Origin of the sequence: Ignisphaera cupida (assembly GCF_030186535.1) — an archaeon.
In the GTDB taxonomy this organism is placed as follows: Archaea; Thermoproteota; Thermoprotei_A; order Sulfolobales; family Ignisphaeraceae; genus Ignisphaera; species Ignisphaera cupida.
On record NZ_JASNVW010000003.1, the window covers coordinates 249,523 to 267,350 of the forward strand.

Annotated in this window: 15 protein-coding genes; 14 read left to right on the plus strand and 1 reads right to left on the minus strand. The window is 35.2% G+C overall.

Features of this window, described 5'->3' with window-relative positions:
• Positions 1-7 precede the first annotated feature (7 nt).
• Positions 8-1,504 carry an L-fucose/L-arabinose isomerase family protein gene (locus tag QPL79_RS06550; RefSeq protein ID WP_285274002.1) on the plus strand — a complete coding sequence of 499 codons (1,497 nt, stop codon included), beginning with the start codon at positions 8-10 and terminating at the stop codon, positions 1,502-1,504.
• Between the two features lie 315 nt (positions 1,505-1,819).
• Positions 1,820-3,244 (plus strand): tRNA uridine(34) 5-carboxymethylaminomethyl modification radical SAM/GNAT enzyme Elp3, encoded by a 1,425-nt coding sequence (locus QPL79_RS06555; protein WP_350309095.1) that lies wholly within the window; start codon positions 1,820-1,822, stop codon positions 3,242-3,244.
• A 10-nt stretch (positions 3,245-3,254) separates the two neighbouring features.
• On the opposite strand, the gene QPL79_RS06560 is transcribed toward QPL79_RS06555, so the two are convergent.
• On the minus strand, positions 3,255-3,962 hold the full coding sequence (locus QPL79_RS06560; protein ID WP_285274004.1) for a class I SAM-dependent methyltransferase: 708 nt from the start codon (positions 3,960-3,962) through the stop codon (positions 3,255-3,257).
• A gap of 189 nt (positions 3,963-4,151) precedes the next feature.
• Between QPL79_RS06560 and QPL79_RS06565 the strand changes: the two genes are divergently transcribed.
• From QPL79_RS06565 to QPL79_RS06620, 12 genes are all read left to right on the plus strand, one after another.
• Positions 4,152-6,155: a molybdopterin oxidoreductase family protein gene (locus QPL79_RS06565; RefSeq protein ID WP_285274005.1), complete on the plus strand. Its 2,004-nt coding sequence runs from the start codon at positions 4,152-4,154 to the stop codon at positions 6,153-6,155.
• Between the two features lie 119 nt (positions 6,156-6,274).
• Positions 6,275-7,405, plus strand: coding sequence for a phosphate ABC transporter substrate-binding protein PstS (gene pstS, locus QPL79_RS06570; protein WP_285274006.1), 1,131 nt, complete (start codon positions 6,275-6,277; stop codon positions 7,403-7,405).
• Positions 7,406-7,410: 5 nt separating this feature from the next.
• Positions 7,411-8,325 carry a PstC family ABC transporter permease gene (locus QPL79_RS06575; RefSeq protein WP_285274029.1) on the plus strand — a complete coding sequence of 305 codons (915 nt, stop codon included), beginning with the start codon at positions 7,411-7,413 and terminating at the stop codon, positions 8,323-8,325.
• Complete coding sequence (locus QPL79_RS06580; RefSeq protein WP_285274007.1) at positions 8,318-9,163, plus strand: PstA family ABC transporter permease; 846 nt, start codon at positions 8,318-8,320, stop codon at positions 9,161-9,163. The genes QPL79_RS06575 and QPL79_RS06580 overlap by 8 nt, the downstream gene beginning before the upstream one ends.
• Complete coding sequence (locus tag QPL79_RS06585; RefSeq protein WP_285274008.1) at positions 9,163-9,915, plus strand: phosphate ABC transporter ATP-binding protein; 753 nt, start codon at positions 9,163-9,165, stop codon at positions 9,913-9,915. Before QPL79_RS06580 ends, QPL79_RS06585 begins: the two co-directional genes overlap by 1 nt.
• Positions 9,916-10,539, plus strand: coding sequence for a phosphate signaling complex PhoU family protein (locus tag QPL79_RS06590; protein ID WP_285274009.1), 624 nt, complete (start codon positions 9,916-9,918; stop codon positions 10,537-10,539).
• Between the two features lie 166 nt (positions 10,540-10,705).
• Positions 10,706-11,992 carry a hypothetical protein gene (locus tag QPL79_RS06595; protein WP_285274010.1) on the plus strand — a complete coding sequence of 429 codons (1,287 nt, stop codon included), beginning with the start codon at positions 10,706-10,708 and terminating at the stop codon, positions 11,990-11,992.
• The gene (locus QPL79_RS06600; RefSeq protein ID WP_285274011.1) at positions 11,964-13,613 is read left to right on the plus strand and encodes a DEAD/DEAH box helicase; all 1,650 of its coding nucleotides are present in this window, start codon (positions 11,964-11,966) and stop codon (positions 13,611-13,613) included. The genes QPL79_RS06595 and QPL79_RS06600 overlap by 29 nt, the downstream gene beginning before the upstream one ends.
• Positions 13,603-14,862 (plus strand): DUF790 family protein, encoded by a 1,260-nt coding sequence (locus tag QPL79_RS06605; RefSeq protein ID WP_285274012.1) that lies wholly within the window; start codon positions 13,603-13,605, stop codon positions 14,860-14,862. Before QPL79_RS06600 ends, QPL79_RS06605 begins: the two co-directional genes overlap by 11 nt.
• A 275-nt stretch (positions 14,863-15,137) precedes the next feature.
• A complete protein-coding gene (locus tag QPL79_RS06610; RefSeq protein ID WP_285274013.1) occupies positions 15,138-16,214 on the plus strand; it encodes a 4Fe-4S dicluster domain-containing protein in 1,077 nt (358 codons plus the stop codon).
• Between the two features lie 3 nt (positions 16,215-16,217).
• On the plus strand, positions 16,218-17,048 hold the full coding sequence (locus QPL79_RS06615; protein ID WP_285274014.1) for an FAD/NAD(P)-binding protein: 831 nt from the start codon (positions 16,218-16,220) through the stop codon (positions 17,046-17,048).
• Between the two features lie 46 nt (positions 17,049-17,094).
• On the plus strand, positions 17,095-17,823 hold the full coding sequence (locus QPL79_RS06620) for an NADH-quinone oxidoreductase subunit B family protein (protein WP_285274015.1): 729 nt from the start codon (positions 17,095-17,097) through the stop codon (positions 17,821-17,823).
• Positions 17,824-17,828: the final 5 nt, after the last annotated feature.

A 17,828-nucleotide genomic window follows, 5' to 3' on the forward strand; every position in this document is an offset into this window, starting at 1 on the left:
GAATAGATTGCGTCTAGTTCCTATAGGAATTGCTATGTTAGGAGATGAGAGAAGATCTGTTATGGAGAGACTTGAGAATGAGTGTATCAAGCGTATGAAGAGATTAGCTGAAATAATAAAATCAAGGGTTAAGTATGTTACTGGTCAGGTACCTGATGTTGTTGTAGCTCCTAAAGTAATAAGCTCCATTAAGGATTCTAAGGATGTTGGTGAGTATTTTGTTAAAAATGGTGTGAAGATACTAATTATTCAATACTATATATGGGATTATCCATATCTTGTCTGGCCTCTTGTGAATATTCTTGGTAAGGATAAGCCAATACTAAATGTTTCTAATAATGAAGGTGAATATCCAGGAAATGTAGGTCTTCTAGCAACTGATGGTGCACTAAGACAAGCTGGGATGATAACACATAGAGTAATTGGTGATATAGAAGATCCAAGAATACAAGAAGAGATTATTGATTGGATCATGGCAGCTGAAGCATATGTTTCCTTAAGAGGCCAAGTCTACGGAATATATGGAGGACATTCAATGGGTATGGAAACAGGATATTTCCACATGATACCTATACAGAAGAAATTTGGTGTAACAGCTTATCAAATAGATCAGCTTCTCCTAGTAAAATATATGGAAAAGGTTTCTGAGGAGGAAGTTGAGAAAGGTTTTAAATGGCTTAGTAAAATGCTTGGTGATAGAATAAAGTATGATGGTAAAATGCTTACTCCAGAAAAACTGAAAACACAGCTGAGACTTTATCTAGCTATGAAGATGATAAATGAAGAATACGGATTCGATTTCTGCGGCATTAAGGGTCAAAGAGAATTAACAGAACATGTTGTTATTACTGATGTCGCTGAAATGCTTATGAATGATCCATATGATTGGAATGGAACTAAAGAGCCATTTGTATGTTCCACTGAAGCAGATTCCTTTGGCGCATTAACTATGCAAATACTTAAGTATGTTAGTGGAGGTTTACCTGTGCTTTTTGCAGATGTTAGACTCTATGTACCTGAAAAGGATCTTTGGATCTTTGCAAATTCTGGAAACCATGCAAGCTGGTATGCTACTAGAAGTTTTAACCCTGAAGAAAACTTTAGAAAAGTTACCTTATGGCCAGCAATAGAGATGTATTTCCCAGCAGGAGGAGCCTCAGTAGAATTCGATGCAGCTCCAGGTGAAATGACTTTCGCAAGACTTGGAATATACGATGATAAAATATATATGGTTATTGTAAGAGGGGAATCTATAGATCTACCAGAGGATGAAAAAAAGAAATTGAGAGACCAAACTAATCCAACTTGGCCTCATATGTATGTTAAGCTAAAGGCAACATATGAAGAATTTATAAATGTATTTCCAGCAAATCACATACATGGTATACCAGGTAACCATGTTAATAGATTGGTTAAATTCTGCGAAATTGCTGGAGTAGAGCCAATAGTACTAGGTGAAGACAGAGAAAAAGTCAAAGCTCCCATATGGAAACTTCTCAAATAAAATACGATATATTTTTATTAAATTGATCTCAATTTGTATTTTTACCATTATTTTATGATTGAAGCATCAACAAAATTTTTGTGTTTTCATCATTTGATACATCATTACCATGTTTACTACTTATTAGAATGTTCACTACATTAGGAGTTTTGTAAATTACATAGTGTATTGATCTTGATGATGAAAGTGAAAAGGGTTTTGGACTATGTAATGGTGTTTTAGATGTTATTGGCTAAGTGAATCGATATCTAACTAAAAACATTTTTTAATACTCTTAACAAATTTTTTATGAGAAACTCGATGGCTTTAAAGATAATGGAAGGTGTGATAAGACCTACAAGAACACTTTCTGGTGTGACAATTGTAGCTGTGATGACAAAGCCTTTTCCATGTCCACATGGGAAGTGCATTTACTGTCCTGGTGGTGTGGAGTTTGGAACTCCACAGAGTTATATAGGTAATGAACCTGCTTTGATGAGAGCTTTGCATGTTGGTTTTGATCCATATGAGCAGGTTAGGCTGAGGCTGAAGCAGTATTTTGGCATGGGTCATTTGCCAAGCAAGGTAGAGATAATTGTTATGGGTGGTACTTTTACTGCTCTTCCAAGAGATTACCAAGAATGGTTTATAACAAGTGTTTTCGAGGCTGTTAACAGGTTTCCAGAGCCAAGGCCTGAGAAGCTCCCAAGTCTTTTGGAGGCTCATGAAAGAAATGAGAAGGCTGCTATTAGAATTGTTGGTTTAACTCTTGAAACAAGACCTGACTGGGCTAAGGAGAAAGACGCTGATTGGATGCTTTATCTTGGTGCAACAAAGGTTGAGATAGGTGTTCAAAGCATCTATGACGATGTTTTGCAAAAAATTAACAGAGGTCACACTGTTAGAGATGTTGTTGAGGCTACAAGGATATTGAAGGATTCTGGATTCAAAATTGTTTACCATATAATGCCTGGTTTGCCTGGATCTGACAGAGAAAGGGATATTGAGATGGTTAAAGAGATTTTTGAAAACCCTGACTTCAGACCAGATATGTTGAAGATATACCCAACACTTGTTGTAGAAGGTACAAAGCTTTATGATCTTTGGAAAGCTGGTTTATACAAGGCTTTAGCAGATGATGAGGCTGCTGATCTGATTTCAGAGTTCTATAGGTTTATACCGAGGTGGGTGAGGGTGATGAGGATTCAGAGAGATATTCCAGCACAACTAATTGTGGCAGGGCCTAGAAAAGCAAATCTAAGAGAACTTGTTGAGAAAAGAGCTTTGGAGAAGGGTATTAAAATTAATGAGATTAGGTTTAGGGAAGTTGGTAGGCAAGAGCTGTTTAGAGGTGTTAAACCAACAAAAATAGAAATAACTAAGGAGGTTTATGAGGCTAGCCAAGGAGTAGAGATTTTTCTAGCAGCTGAAGACGTTGAGAACAATGTTTTAGTTGGTTTGCTTAGACTTAGAATACCCTCCCCAATGGCTCACAGACCTGAAGTAGATTCTTCAACAGCTATTGTGAGAGAACTTCATGTTTATGGTCCTCAAATACCTATTGGCGACTATGATGAGAGTGGTTGGCAGCATAAGGGCTGGGGCTCAAAGCTTCTTGCAATAGCAGAGGAGATTGCAAGGTATGAATTTAGCTGTAGGAAGATACTTGTTTTGTCTGGTGTTGGAGCAAGGGATTACTATAGAAAGCGTGGATATAGAAAACATTTTAATTCTCCATACATGGTCAAGGAGCTTAAATAATTGAATTACTTCAGTCATTTTTCAGTAGCACTATATACACATTCTTGTTTTCTTGCTTCAAATACCATGTGTATCCACTTGAAACAACAACCATATTCAAACCTCTCACTATTTCCACAAGTTCGTTCAGATCATATAGGTAATAGATTCTTTTAAAAACCCCTCTTCTACTCTTCCAAGAAACAACATATCTTCTCACATAGCTAAAAACACCACAAAAGGATTTGAGAATACCTATGAATGCTTTAACAACAAATCTTCTTTGCTTCCAAGACCAAACTGTTGCAACGAAAACACCAAGTTTCTTCAAAACTCTTTTAACATCTGTAAATAATATTATTAGAAATGGTTTTGGTATGTGATGAATAACTGCAATAGCTAATATACCATCGAATGAATTGCTTCTAAATGGCATTTTCAAAGCATCTCCAACAACAACATCTCCATGAACATTCAATTTCATGAGAGTTGCCTTAGACGCATATGCCATTGTTTTGGATATGTCAAAACACACAACATAACCACGATTCCTCAAAGCTGTTACTGCACCATTTACGCAGGGACCTGAGCCAAGATCCAAAATATTTTTACCCTTCACAACCTCTACTATGGGCCATGGCCTCTGCCTCCAAAAGCTATATCCAATACCTATCACATTATACGAGTAAACATTTTCCCTAAGATCCTTGTAGCATGTCTTCAACTGTCTATGGATCATCAGATATCCCAGCACACATCATTGTTTTCCTCAGGGCATGAAGGGTTCATCATTAATGGTATTTCACAACATTTTTCCATAAATAATTTAGATTATTCTCACTAATATCTCTAACCCATTACATAATTTATGTAAATATATTGCTTATAATGCTCACTAAACTTGTAGTATTTTTGTGGTGTATTGATATTGAATACAAAGGTTATATGCCCTTTCTGTGGTTTTGGATGCCCTATTTACATAAACAAAGAAGATTATTCTATGTACGGCTATGGCTGTGCCAAGGGATTATTGGTGAAGAATTTTGCTAAAAACTTGGATAGGATTCTTGCTCCTCATGTCAGAAGTGGAGAAAGGTTTATTGAAGTTTCTTGGGATACAGCTTTAAATACTATAGCTTCAGAACTTAAAAAGATTGTTAAGGTTTATGGAGGTGATTCAATAGCTTTCATTGGCTGTTCTAAATGCTCCAACGAGGAGAACTACATTATTCAGAAATTTGCTAGGTTTCTTGGAAGTAACAATATAGATAATTGTGCAAGACTTTGCCATGCTATAAGTGTTGAAGTTCTTGAAAAATCTCTTGGATTAGGTGCTCAAACAAACCCTTTTTCAGATTTGTTGTATTCTAAGGCTATTCTAATCATTGGTTACAACCCCGTAGTTTCACATCCACCACTAGCATCAATAATTATGGAGGCTAGGAAGAGAGGTGCTAAGGTTATAGTTATTGATGTTAGAGAAAGCGAAACTGCGAAAATGGCAGATATCTTTATACAGGTGAAGAAGCCTGGACTAGATTACATGATTTTGCTTTGCATGATAAATATAATACTGTCTAAAGGATTATACAACAAAGAGTTTTTGTTGCAGAAAACAGAGGGATTGGATGGGTTCTTATCTATTGTGAAGAAATTTGATTCATCATTTTGTGAAGAGATGTTGATGATTCCAAGAAAACTAATTGAGGAAGCTGCAGAGGAGTTTGCATTGGCTGGCTGCGGCTCTATACTGTGGGGAATGGGGGTGACTCAACATGCAAATGCATATAACAATGTTGCTGCAATTGTTAATCTTGCTCTTCTTCTAGGCTATGTTGGTAGAAAGGGTTGTGGTCTTTACCCGGTTAGAGGCCAAAACAATGTTCAGGGTGCATGTGATATGGGGTGCTTACCTAATTATTTACCTGGATATGCAAGAGTTAATGATGAGAAGGCTAGAAAGTTGTTTCAAAGTGCTTGGGGTGTTGATTGGATTCCCAGCATACCTGGTTACACAAGTGTTGAGGTGTTTGAAAAAGCATTGAATGGGGATATAAAAGCGCTTTTCATAATTGGTGAAAACCCTGTTGTGAGTCATCCAAACAGAGTCCTTGTTGAAAAGGCTCTTCAAAACATTGAGCTAGTGGTTGTTAATGAGATTAGGTGGAGTGAAACAGTATATTTGGCAGATTATGTACTAGCCTCTGCTGCTCATACAGAAAAAGATGGTTCTTACACAAATTCGGAAAGAAGAGTACAGTGGTCTTTTAAGGTATTTGATCCACCAGGAAATGCTGTTCCAGACTGGGTGGTGTTTTCACGTCTTGGAGATTTGATGGGGTTAAGGAATTGGAGAAGTTATGAATCAGCAGAGAACATATTGATGGAAATAAGCAACACGGTTCCAATATACTATGGAATTACACCAGAAAGGCTTAAGGCTAGTGAAGATGGATTGGTGTGGCCATGTCACAACGAAGTTTGTTCACAGAGATTGTATCAAAACAAGTTTGAAACTCCAACAGGCAAGGCCAGGTTTTTAAGCATTGAAAGTAATGATTTTAAAAATTTCAGCAAGTTAATACTTACAACATTTAGATTAGGTGAATGCTACAACACCACTCTATGTATAAACAACACTAAAGGCGTTGATATTGACACAGCTTTTCTAAGTAGGCAAGATGCACATCTATTAAATATCAGAGATGGAGATTTAATTGAAATTGCTACAAGATGTGGGAAAAGCACATTTCATGCAAAAATAGATGATAAAATTCCAAAAGGAGTTATAGCCATTCCGTGGCACAAAAAAGCAAACATTATTACGTGCAATAGTCAGGTTGGTCCTAAAAATGTGCAACCTCTCAAAAGTGTTGAGATTTTGGAAATAAAAATTCTCGAAACATCTACTAGAAATAAATCTATACACTGAGTATAAATTTTAATGAATTTATCTATACTACCATAATCATTCTCTATAGAGCTATATTCAAAAGATTTATATTTAGTTATATTCCTAGATAAAGCTCGGTATAGTTTGGTGAACACAACATGAATAAAATTATGTTGATTGTATTAGCTGTGGCAATGATTGTTATACTCATCTCATTGATTATGTTGCTAAACATTTTCCATACACCATCAGCAGAAATCTCTCCAACAACAAGTAAACCACTTTCAAATGTTTTATTGCAGGGTGCTGGATCATCACTTGTTTACCCACAGCTAAATGAATGGATTCAGAGGTTCTATACACAAAGTGGTATTAAAATAAGTTATCAGTCTGTTGGAAGCGGAGCTGGGCTTAGCATGTTCTTTCAGAATGTTACTGACTTTGCTTGTAGTGATCCTCCACTTTCAAAAGATATGTGGAAAAGATATGAGGGTAGGGTAATGCAGATACCATGGCTTGCAGGACCTGTGGCAATAATTTATAATATTCCTGAACTTCCTAAAGATGCTGAACTAAAACTTGATGCAAATATTTTAGCAGGTATATACAATGGCAGTATAGTTTACTGGGATGATGATCAAATAAAGATGCTTAACCCCGATATTGCAAATATGCTTCCACACAAGGAGATAATACCTGTTTATAGAACAGATGCTAGTGGAACAACAGAAATATTTACAACATTTCTCTACAAGGCAACCAACGGTGCTTGGTCTAGAGATCTTGTTGGAAAAACTGTTAATTGGCCTGTTGCAGCAACAGGTAGAGGTATTGGTGGCAAGGGCAGTGAAGGAGTAACTCAAACAGTAATTCAAACACCATATAGCATAGGCTATGTTGAGTGGAGCTATGCAATACTCAACAATCTTCCAACAGCCTCCATAAAGAATGCTGCAGGTAGATTTGTAAAACCTTCAGAAAAGTCAGTAGCTGAGGCTCTAGCTAATGTCAATATTCCTCAATCACCACTTGATGATTTTAGCAACATAGTTTTTGAATCTGTTTATGCTCCAGGCGATAATAGTTATCCCATTACAGCTGTAACACATATTGTGTTATGGAAGAAGTACCAGGATTCCTCAAAAGCTTTGGCACTAGCAAAATTCCTTAGATGGGTTGTTGATGAAGGTTACAACAATATAATTCAAGGTTATGTAGCGCCACCACAAAAAATTAAAAACTTGTTGCTTGAAGCAGCAAATATTTTAGAGAAGCAAGTGGCGTCCTAAAATTGGTGATCAGCAAAAGGGACAAGTTTTTCATTTTATCTCTCTTACCATTCTCAATATCTCTCTTAGCTATTCTCATAATAACAGTTATTGCAATAACTTCTAGATCGATAGACTCTATAGCCTTTTTTGGAATTAAGCTATTCACATCAAATATGTGGGATCCTGAGCATGAAAAATATGGTGTTTTAGGCCCTATAGCAGGTTCTCTTATAACATCATTATTAGCCACTTTAACAGCTCTTGCACTATCAATACCATTATCAATTCTCATAGCTGAGTATTTGCATGGAGCAGCAAAAAACTTCATGTCATCAATTGTTGAACTTATGAGTGGTCTGCCAACAATAATCTATGCAATGTGGTCCTCAACATATTTATCTCTCATTCTAAAAACATATGTCATGGATCCTCTAAGCAAATACCTATCCTTCATACCCATATTTTCTTGTAGAGTAATATCGCCTTTTACTCTCTTCACTGCTGGCATTTCAATGGGGATTTATTTAGTGCCATATATAACAGCGCTTATTCTTGAAAGCTACAACTCTATTCCCATTACCTATAAAGAGGCTTGTTTAGGAATAGGGGCAACAAGATATGAGACTGTAAAAATTCTTTTGTCATTGATTAAACCAGCTATATTAGCATCTGTTATACTTGGAATTGCAAGAGCGTTGGGAGAAACAACAATAGCTGTAACAACAGTGGGGAATTCCATGTATTTAAGTTCTTGTTTATTTTCACCAGGCTATACAGTTTCAGCTCTTGTAGCATCTCAGTTTGGGAATGCTTATCTATATAAATTTGCTGAATCAGCTCTATATGCCTCATCCTTAGTTATATTAGGTGTTGCTATTGTGCTTAGCTTCACTGGTTTAACTATTATGAGTAATTGGAGGAGGAGAGTAGTTGTATAGCTGGAGAAAATTAAAGGATAGACTATTCCTTGCTTTAGTATTGGCAATATCCATAGTTGCTATTGCACCACTAATTCATTTAATCATTGTAACAATGTTGAATGGTTTTTCAGTAATATTGAATGCTGGATTAGGTTTCTTCACAGAAAACCCGCCAACACCAACATCAAAAAACGTTGGTGGTATAGCTCCATCCCTAGTTGGCTCAATACTTTTAACAGCCTTATCTCTTCCAATAACAGTTTTTATAGCATTGTTTGCCTCAATAATGGCTGTGGAGTTTCCAAACAATCCTCTATCAATTGCTGTTGATGTTGTTGCAAAATCCTTGGCAAGTGTACCAACAATAGTTGTTTCCATGGTTGTTTACCTACTTGTTGTTGTTCCAATGGGCAGATTCTCTATACTTGCAGGTGCTATTGCATTAACAATAGTCTCTCTGCCATACACATACACATATTTTTCAACATACCTACGCTCTGTTCCAACAACCTATAGAGAGGCTGCTTTTGCCATAGGCATGAGCAGGTGGAGAGCGGTTATAAATGTGTCGCTTCCCATTATTAGAAGAGGTTTTCTAGTAACTATTCTAATGACAATGGCAAGGATACTGGGGGAAACAGCTGCACTGCTATTTACTGTTGGCAGATATAGAACAGGTGTATCATTCTCTGTTCTTAGTCCATCTGATGCTATACCTCTTCTAATATTTGACTATATATTGACACCATACAAAGTATTTCAAGAGGTTGCCTGGGGTGCTGCAACTCTTCTGCTAATAGCATATCTAATTATTTTTATTGTTGCAAAGTTTGTAATTAAAGAGGTGAGACTGTAATGGATTATGCTATCGAGATGAATAATGTCAATGTTTATATTGATAACAGACACATTTTGAAGAATATTAGCTTGAAGGTTCCATACAATACAGTATATGTTATCATGGGTCCTTCAGGTTCTGGAAAAACAACACTTTTAAGGGTTATAAACAGGCTTATAGATGTTAATCCAAATGCTAAAGTTGAAGGTGTTGTAAAGGTTCTTGGACTTAACGCTTTAAATCATGACCCATATGATCTTAGAAGACATATAGGAATGTTGTTCCAGGTTCCAAATCCATTTCCACATATGACAATATATGACAATGTTGCTGTTGCAGCTAGAATAAATAATGTTGCTAGAAATAAAAAAGATCTTTACGAGGTTGTTAAATGGGCTTTAGAAAAAGCTATGCTATGGGACGAGGTTAAAGATAGGCTACATGATTATCCACATCAGCTTAGCGGAGGTCAGAAGCAGAGATTGTGTCTTGCTAGAGCTCTTGCAATGAAGCCAAAGATTCTTCTACTTGACGAGCCAACAGCCAATATCGATCCTGTTAATGCTAGAAAACTTGAAGAGGCTATAATCTCCCTAAAAAACGAGATTACAATAGTTATGGTTACTCACAATCCTCACCAAGCAGCTAGAGTTGCTGATTATGTTTCTATAATATATGATGGGAGAATTGTTGAGCAGGGTTCCGCAAGCCAAATATTCCTAAAACCGTCTACAGAAATTGCTCAAAAGCTTTTGAGAGGCGAAATATAGATGTCTTTGACAATTTCAGAACTTGAAAAACTAAGAACTATTCTACTTCACATGAGTCAAAATGTAAAGGCCATAGCAAATCTAACTAGAAACATGATGAAAACAGAGGATCTAGAAGTAAGAAAGAGTCTTTGGAAGGAGATAGAAGAGCTTTCACTAATACTAGATAAAATTAGAAGAGAGTTTGTGACAGAGGTTCTAGTTTTTATAGCTAGAAGGCAGCCCCTTGGAAGAGAGCTTTTAACAGCACATGCATTAATAAGCATTGCGTATGATGTTTATAGAATATCTAGATATTGTAGGGAAATAGCAAGAATAGACTCTTTGCTAGCACCATCATCATCCATAGCCACAGTAAAAAGCATTTCAAACGCCTTTGAAGAAGCTATGAAAGCATTGGAAGCAGCATTAAATGATCTTGTAGAGTTTGCACCTAAAAGAGTTAATATTGTTAGTGATGTTGATGAGAATATTGATAAAGAGTATCAGGAAGTTCTAAAAGAAATTACAACAAGTGATGTTGTGTCGAGAGAAAAGGCTGTAAAAGCATTGCTAATGAGACACATAGAACGAATAGTTGATCATGCACAATATATAGAGCAACACCTATCAGAAGTTGTATAAATTCAACACACAAAGATACTGTAGACATGCCTGGTCAACTAACCACATTTACATAACTTTAATATAAACCAACTTCGCCTAATTTTAGCTACATTCCTTATAAAGGTCTTGAAGAGTTTATTACCTTCAAATTATCTTAATCTATTATTAAGTGGGGTTTTATGTAATGAGTTGTAACATTAAAGAATTATTATCGAAATTAAAAGAGCGTATTCATATAGATTCCAGCAAAGTTCCCAGATTTAATAGTGTTGATGATGTTGAACTTTTTGACATTTTTAGAGGTTGCGTTGTCAAGTTTATTGCTGGTAATGAAATGGATATTGTAAATGAATGGCTTCTTCATGTTAAAAATGTTTTAGACGAAACTTCAAAGCTTCTTGGAATTTCTGGATACACTTTTCCCAAAGAGTTTATTTCTTTTATGTCAGACCCTTTTCAGCATTTGAAGAAGAAAATATTTAATTATTCTTATGATCTTATTCGAGGAAATATAACATTAGATGAGTTTTACTCAAAGGCTTTCCAAGCTTTGACAACATCTATTAGAACAAATTTGAGGAGTTGCTATCAAATATGGGCTTTAACATCGATTATAAAAATTCTTGGTGAAATGGGTTACACAATTGCTTATCCTGAAACAAAGCATCTCAATTTTGATAGAAGTGGTAAACAAAGGCTTGGCATTATTCCACCAAACTTCATTTTATTCAATATTGGGAAAGGCTATCTAAGTTTTTTCCACGAAGCTCCAAGACCTCTCAGCTGGGAGGATACAAGTGATCTTCAAAGAATTTGGGGTTTGTACACAGCTTTGAGACCAGATGTCATGGTTTACAGTGGAAAAGTGCTAAACATTGTCAACTTGTCTAATAATCCCCCTGTCGAAAAACCAGATGCAATATTAGAGTTTAAAGAACTTGAAGACTGGTGGAGAAGGTCAAGAGATCTTAGGGGTTATTTCAAAAAGCCTTTGACAGCCGAAGAGTGGAAGTCTAAGTGGATTGATGGGCTTTTTGAGGGTTTGGGAGAGGCAATGGGCATTAGGAAAAGTGAGGTTAGAAAGAGAGTTGAGGAAGGCTCTTCACTTAGGGTTAAGGAATACCAGCTTATTGTGTTGTATAAAACAACATATAAGCCTATGAGAATGGTTCTTGTTTCAAGAAAAGAAATTCCAAGTGATATAAAGAAGTTTTTTGCGGATTATAGTATTGATGTTATTGATAATGTTGAATTCAACGAGAAGAAGCTTGAAGCTGTTGCACAGTTTTTAAATGATTTAGCATCTTTTGGCTCTGCTGATACTGTTTTGATAGAGGTTTCAAAAAATGTTGCTGCTAAACTTGAGGAGATAAAGAATGTTTTGAATCTTAGAAGCATAGATGCTGTTATTGAATACATTATTAAAAAAATTTGTGTTGAGGATGTCAAACATGATGTTGTTTTCTGTTGATGAAAAACAAAACAATGCTTTGTTTTTAGAAATAGATAAGATAGGAGATATTGTGAGCTATGATAACTATTTACGCATATGGGTATATAGATTAAATCCTGCTAAGGTATCTTTCTACGGCATTAAAAATGCTATTGATTTTCTCACAAATAAATTAAATGTTAGTATACAACCAAATATTTTGAAGCTTTTAAATGATGTTTCTTCAGAGCCTTTCGATCTTTTTATAGATTTGAAAGATGGTTTTCTTCATCTTTACCCAGCTAACAATAAAATTTTAGATTCTCTCATAAATGAGGGAATTGTTGATTATGATATCTATTTCAAGAATTTCATTGCCAAGGTAAAAGATCTTCACACAATACTGGATTATTTCACTGTTAGAGGACTTAAGGTTAAACTTGGCTTTAAACTTGATTACAAAGCCTCTTTTAAATCAAATTTACAGGTAAATCTTAGAGAATACCACGAGGAAGCGTATAGAGAGTGGAGAAAAGCTGGTTATAGAGGAGTTGTTGTAATGCCTGATGGTGCTAGTAGAATGGTTGTTGCTTTGAAGGCTATTGATGATTTAAAGGTTAAAACGCTTATTCTTGCTCCAACACTAGAGTCTTTAAATAAATGGTTTAAGTATTTGGTTAATCATCTAGGTATTTCCCAAAACTTTATAGAAATTTTTGATCCTAGAAAAAGAAAGGTTAGAGACATAACATTAATGACGTATGATGACGCCTCCTCCAGTTTGTGGAAAATACCAACGTTCTTTGGTCTTGTAATAGCTGATGAGTGTCACTATGCCGTTAGCGATTTGTATAGAATTGCTTTAAATAGCATATCTGCTCCATATAGACTTGGCTTAACATCTACTCCTTACAGAGATGATGGTTTGCATAAATACTATAGCAAGGTTTTAGGCCCCATAGTATATCATTTAACACTTCATGAACTTCGAAGTATGGAGTACTTAAATAAGCCAAAGGGGTTTAGAATACCAGTTGGGCTTTCCAGAGAGGAGTTTGAGGAGTATAGAAGACTTATGAGGATATATCTTAGTTATTGCAACAAGGCTTTTCCAGGCATTAACAACGCTAAAGAGAGATTTAGAAAGGTGTTGGAGTTATGCCCTATGAATCAAGAGGCTAGAGAAGCTCTAAGAGCTAGGCTTAAAGCAAATAGAATTGCTTGGAATGCTGAAAGAAAGATCAAAGTTGTTGAAAATCTCTTGAAGAAGTTTGAAAATGAGAAGATATTGATATTCTCTCGAAATATTGATATTATAAAACGAATTTCTAGATCATTTCTCGTGCCAAAAATACTACAAGATACTCCTGAAGATGAAAAAAGAGTTTATCTTAATATGTTTAAACGTGAAGATGTAAGAGTTTTAGCAACGTCTATACTGTTTAGCAAAGGCGTTGAATATCCTGAGCCAAGCATAGCCATTATTGTTAGCAGAATTTTCTCATGTAGTAAATGCATTCAGAGAATCATGGAATTGCTGAAGCCTAAGAATAGACAGTCTCTAATTATAGAAATAGTTACAGATATCAATAAAATTGAAAATGATGTTAAAGATAAGAAAATCAATGATTTGAAGAAGGGAGCATTAAATGGTTTTTAGCCTAAGATATGTTCCATTCATAAAGTTGGATGAGGATGTGTATAGACCTAGGTATTTAGATGTTGATGTAGATAAAGAGCTAGTGAAAACCATAATATCGTTCTACGATTCGATTACCGGTAAAAAAGTGAGTGATGTTGATTGGGATGAGTTAAGAATTATTGTTGGTGATAGAAGATTTTATAACATGATTAGATTGATTATGTCAAAATTTTACATGCCTGTTTATGACATTAAAACATGTGATATACCCATATCGCCAAAGCTTTTAAGGGTTCAGGTTTTTCGTTATGTAAGTAAGAGGTATGGGGGTTTTGCATCATCAGAAATGAGAAACTGGATTGTGAAAAGAATTAAATATGTTTTTCGAATTCCTAAAGCAATTAATCTAGACTCTATTCTGTGGTGTGATGAGAATGATATGTTCATTGTTAAGAAGATTGAAGATGCTTCTTTAGAAAAAATTGTGGCGGAATATAATCTCTATATAGTTAAGACTTTATGCATTTACAGTTCCTATATAGTTATTGATCTTGATGAAGGTTGCCAAGCCAGGGATGTTATTAGAATTATTAGTAAAAACTCTAGGTTATACGACCTTTTGTATGATATTGATTATGTAAAGGGCAGGTATATAATAAGAATTGAGGGGCCTACAACAGTTTTTGGAAAAGCATCCAAATATGGTTTAAGAATTGCACAACTTCTACTAACTATTGCACCAATGCTCTACAGCTGTGGAACGAATTGGCATGTCAGCGCCATTATCAAGAATGGTATAGATAATTTCAATGTTATGTTGTTATCAAGCAATTTAAAACCACTTCTTCCAATAAGTAAATGGCTTTTAGTAAAACCTGTATTCGATGGTTCTATTGAGAACAGAATCTATGATATATTAAAAGCATTTGGATTGAGGATAATTAGAAATGAAGAGCCTTTAATAGTTGAAGACACTGTCTACATACCTACCTTCAAAATTTTTGTAAATGGTAAAACATTCTATGTTGAAGTCGCTGGTTTTTGGAAAAGAGAAGTTGCAGAAAGAAAAGCAGAAAAGTTGCAGAAACTTTCCAAAAAATTCAGAAATCTTATTATTATAGCTGATGAAAATCTAAAGGAGTTTTTGAAGAACATAAAAACCTTGGTAATATATTATAAACTAGTTGATGGTGTACCAAGAGTCTCATATAAAAACGTTTTGGATTATATAACAAAGCTGAAGATAAATAACCTACAGGAATCCTAATCGAGAATCTAATGATGTGTTCAAAGTGGGAATGAATTTAGTGCCAATATGAAAATCATTTGATTATTCATAATTAAAAGTTAATGCATAATTTGTTATCTGACCTCCTCCAAGCCATGAAAAATATGGCTTTCAGTTGTAAATACAGTTTTTGTTCCTAGATTTATACTTCCACATTATAAACATTATGAATCTAAAATTTATATACTTAGTCCAACCAAGTATTGCCAGTTGTTAAAAGACGTATTATAGTTGCATAGTTTGGTGTAAGCAATTTGCAATTATATAGAGGAGGTATAGAGGATATAATCAATATTTATAATATTGTAAAGGAATTCTTGAAAGCTGATGTTTATGGGTATAAGAGGTATGGAAATAGCTTAGTGTTTGACTTCATAGAGAGCAGTTCTGAACTGCCAATAGATGTGCATGTTGTTCAAAGACCAGGTTTCTATAGAGTTTCTAGAGGCTTTGGATTTATACATTCTTCTCACAGCCCAAAAAACTTGCTTTACCCCTTTAAGCAAGAACTTTTTAGAGTGGATCAAGAACTAAATATCAAGACCTTGGAAAATTCATTAAAGCCTGTTATACTTTTTGGTATAAAGCCATGTGATGTTGCAGCTATAAATGTTTTTGATAAGTTATTTGGTAACAATTTTAATCCATATTACTTGAATAGAAGGAGATCTGTTGTAGGAATAGTTGTTGAGGAGTGTTTAAACCCAGGAGAAACATGCTTTTGCTCAACAATGGGCACCGGTCCAGATGCTAGGAATGGATTTGACTTGGCATTTGCTAAGGTAGATAGAGACCTTGTAATCTTTAAAGCTGGCTCATCTCTTGGAGAAAAAATTGTTGCAAAAGCTAATCTTCAAAAAGCATCTGATGATGATGTCAAGAGATATGAAATTCTTTTGGAGGAGGCAAAGAGAAAAACAAATCTAGGAATAGGTGTTGAAGATATTCAAACTTCTCTCGAAAAATCTATAACAGATGTTGAATTATGGCGTAAAGTATCTGAGAAATGTGTTGGTTGTGCTAATTGCAATATGGTTTGTCCTACATGTTTTTGTTCAGAAATTGTAGATGATGTTGTAGGAGATGAGGCTGTTAGAATCATGCAGTTAATTGGCTGCTTATCATATACATATGGCCTTGTTGCTGGTGGTCATTTTAGAAAAGAACTTTACACAAGATATAGGCATTTCATCTTGCACAAATTTGTTTTCTACCCTAAGCAAATTGATTTATTTGGATGTGTTGGGTGTGGTAGGTGCACTGTTTGGTGTCCTGTGGGTATAGATATTCGTGAAACAGTCAAGACTGTAGCATCTAGGTATAGGGGATAGGCTATGTCAAACCCATTTACATCAATTATTAAGGGCGTGGTTATTAATGAAATCAGCGAAACTACAACTACAAAGACCATAACAATTAAACTTGTCAATGGGTCTATGAATCCAATGCCTGGTCAATTCAACATGCTATATGTTTTTGGTTTGGGAGAGGTGCCAATATCTATTTCAAATCTTTATCCAGGAAAAAGAGACATAGTTGAGCATACAATTAGATTTGTTGGAGCTGTTACAAGAGCTATGATAAAAGCTATTAGGGTAGGTTCTCAAATAGGTGTTAGAGGTCCTTATGGAAATAAATGGCCTTTGGAAGAAGCTGAAGGTAGTGACATTCTTATTGTGAGTGGCGGCATAGGTTTTGCACCTCTTAGACCAGTGGTTAAGTACATAATAATGAATAGAGAGAGGTTTAGAAGAGTAAATATCTTATATGGTGCAAGAACACCAGAAGAGTTTCTTTACAAATACGAACTTGAAGAATATTCTAAGATTCCAAACTCAAAGTTTTTGCTATCTATAGACAAGCCATATCCAGGATGGACAGGCTATGTAGGCTTCGTTACTGATTTGATTAAGTATACTGATGTGGATACAGGTAATAGCTACACTTTTGTATGTGGACCAGAAATTATGATGAAAGTTGCTGTAAAAAAGCTTCTTGAAAGGGGGTTTAGAAAGGATAAAATATTTTTATCTATGGAGAGAAGAATGAGATGTGGTGTGGGAATTTGTGGAACATGCCAATTCGGTCACCTCTTTGTTTGTAAAAATGGGCCCATTTTTAGATATTCTGAAATAGAGAACTATATTAATGTTGAGGGGATTTGAAGTGAAAACCTTAGCAATAATTAAGCTTGCTTCATGTTCAGGCTGCTTGAATCAAGTTGTTAGGGCTTTAGCATCTGAGGAAAAATTGCTTAATTTCTACAACATAGTTTTATTTGATGAAATTACAGAGCGTTTAGAAATGCCAAAGAAAATTGATTTGCTGCTTATAGAGGGTTCTACAGTAACTAGAGAACAAGAGGAGGTTGTGAAGAAGTTTAGAGAAATATCAGATTTTGTAGTGGCTATGGGTACATGTGCTGTTCAAGGTGGTGTTCAAGCTCTTAGAATTGGTGATGATATTGAAAAAGTTAAAGCTTATGTATATCCAAATCCTGAGCATATAGATGTGAATAAAGATGTTAAGCCTGTGGATAATGTGATTAGCGTTGATATGTTCATACCTGGATGCCCAGTAAACCACGAAGCTATTGCTTCACTTCTCAAAAAATTTGTTAGCGAGGGTTTGCCAATAGCCATTCCAGAAAGTGTTTGTAGTGAATGTAAAAGAAAAGGCATAGTATGTGTAATGGTTGCATATGGTATACCATGCTTAGGTCCTATAACAATTAGTGGTTGTGGAGCTATTTGCCCCTCTTTCGGTAGGGGATGCTATGGATGTTTCGGACTTAAAGATTTTGATCTTGATAACTCAAAACTCAAGATGTTTGCTCAGCAATTAAAGGATCTCGGCATGGACAATGATAGGTTTGAACAAACTGTTAAAGCTTATTCATGGAAGACATGGTCAAAGTATCAAAATGTATATCACAGGTGATTCTA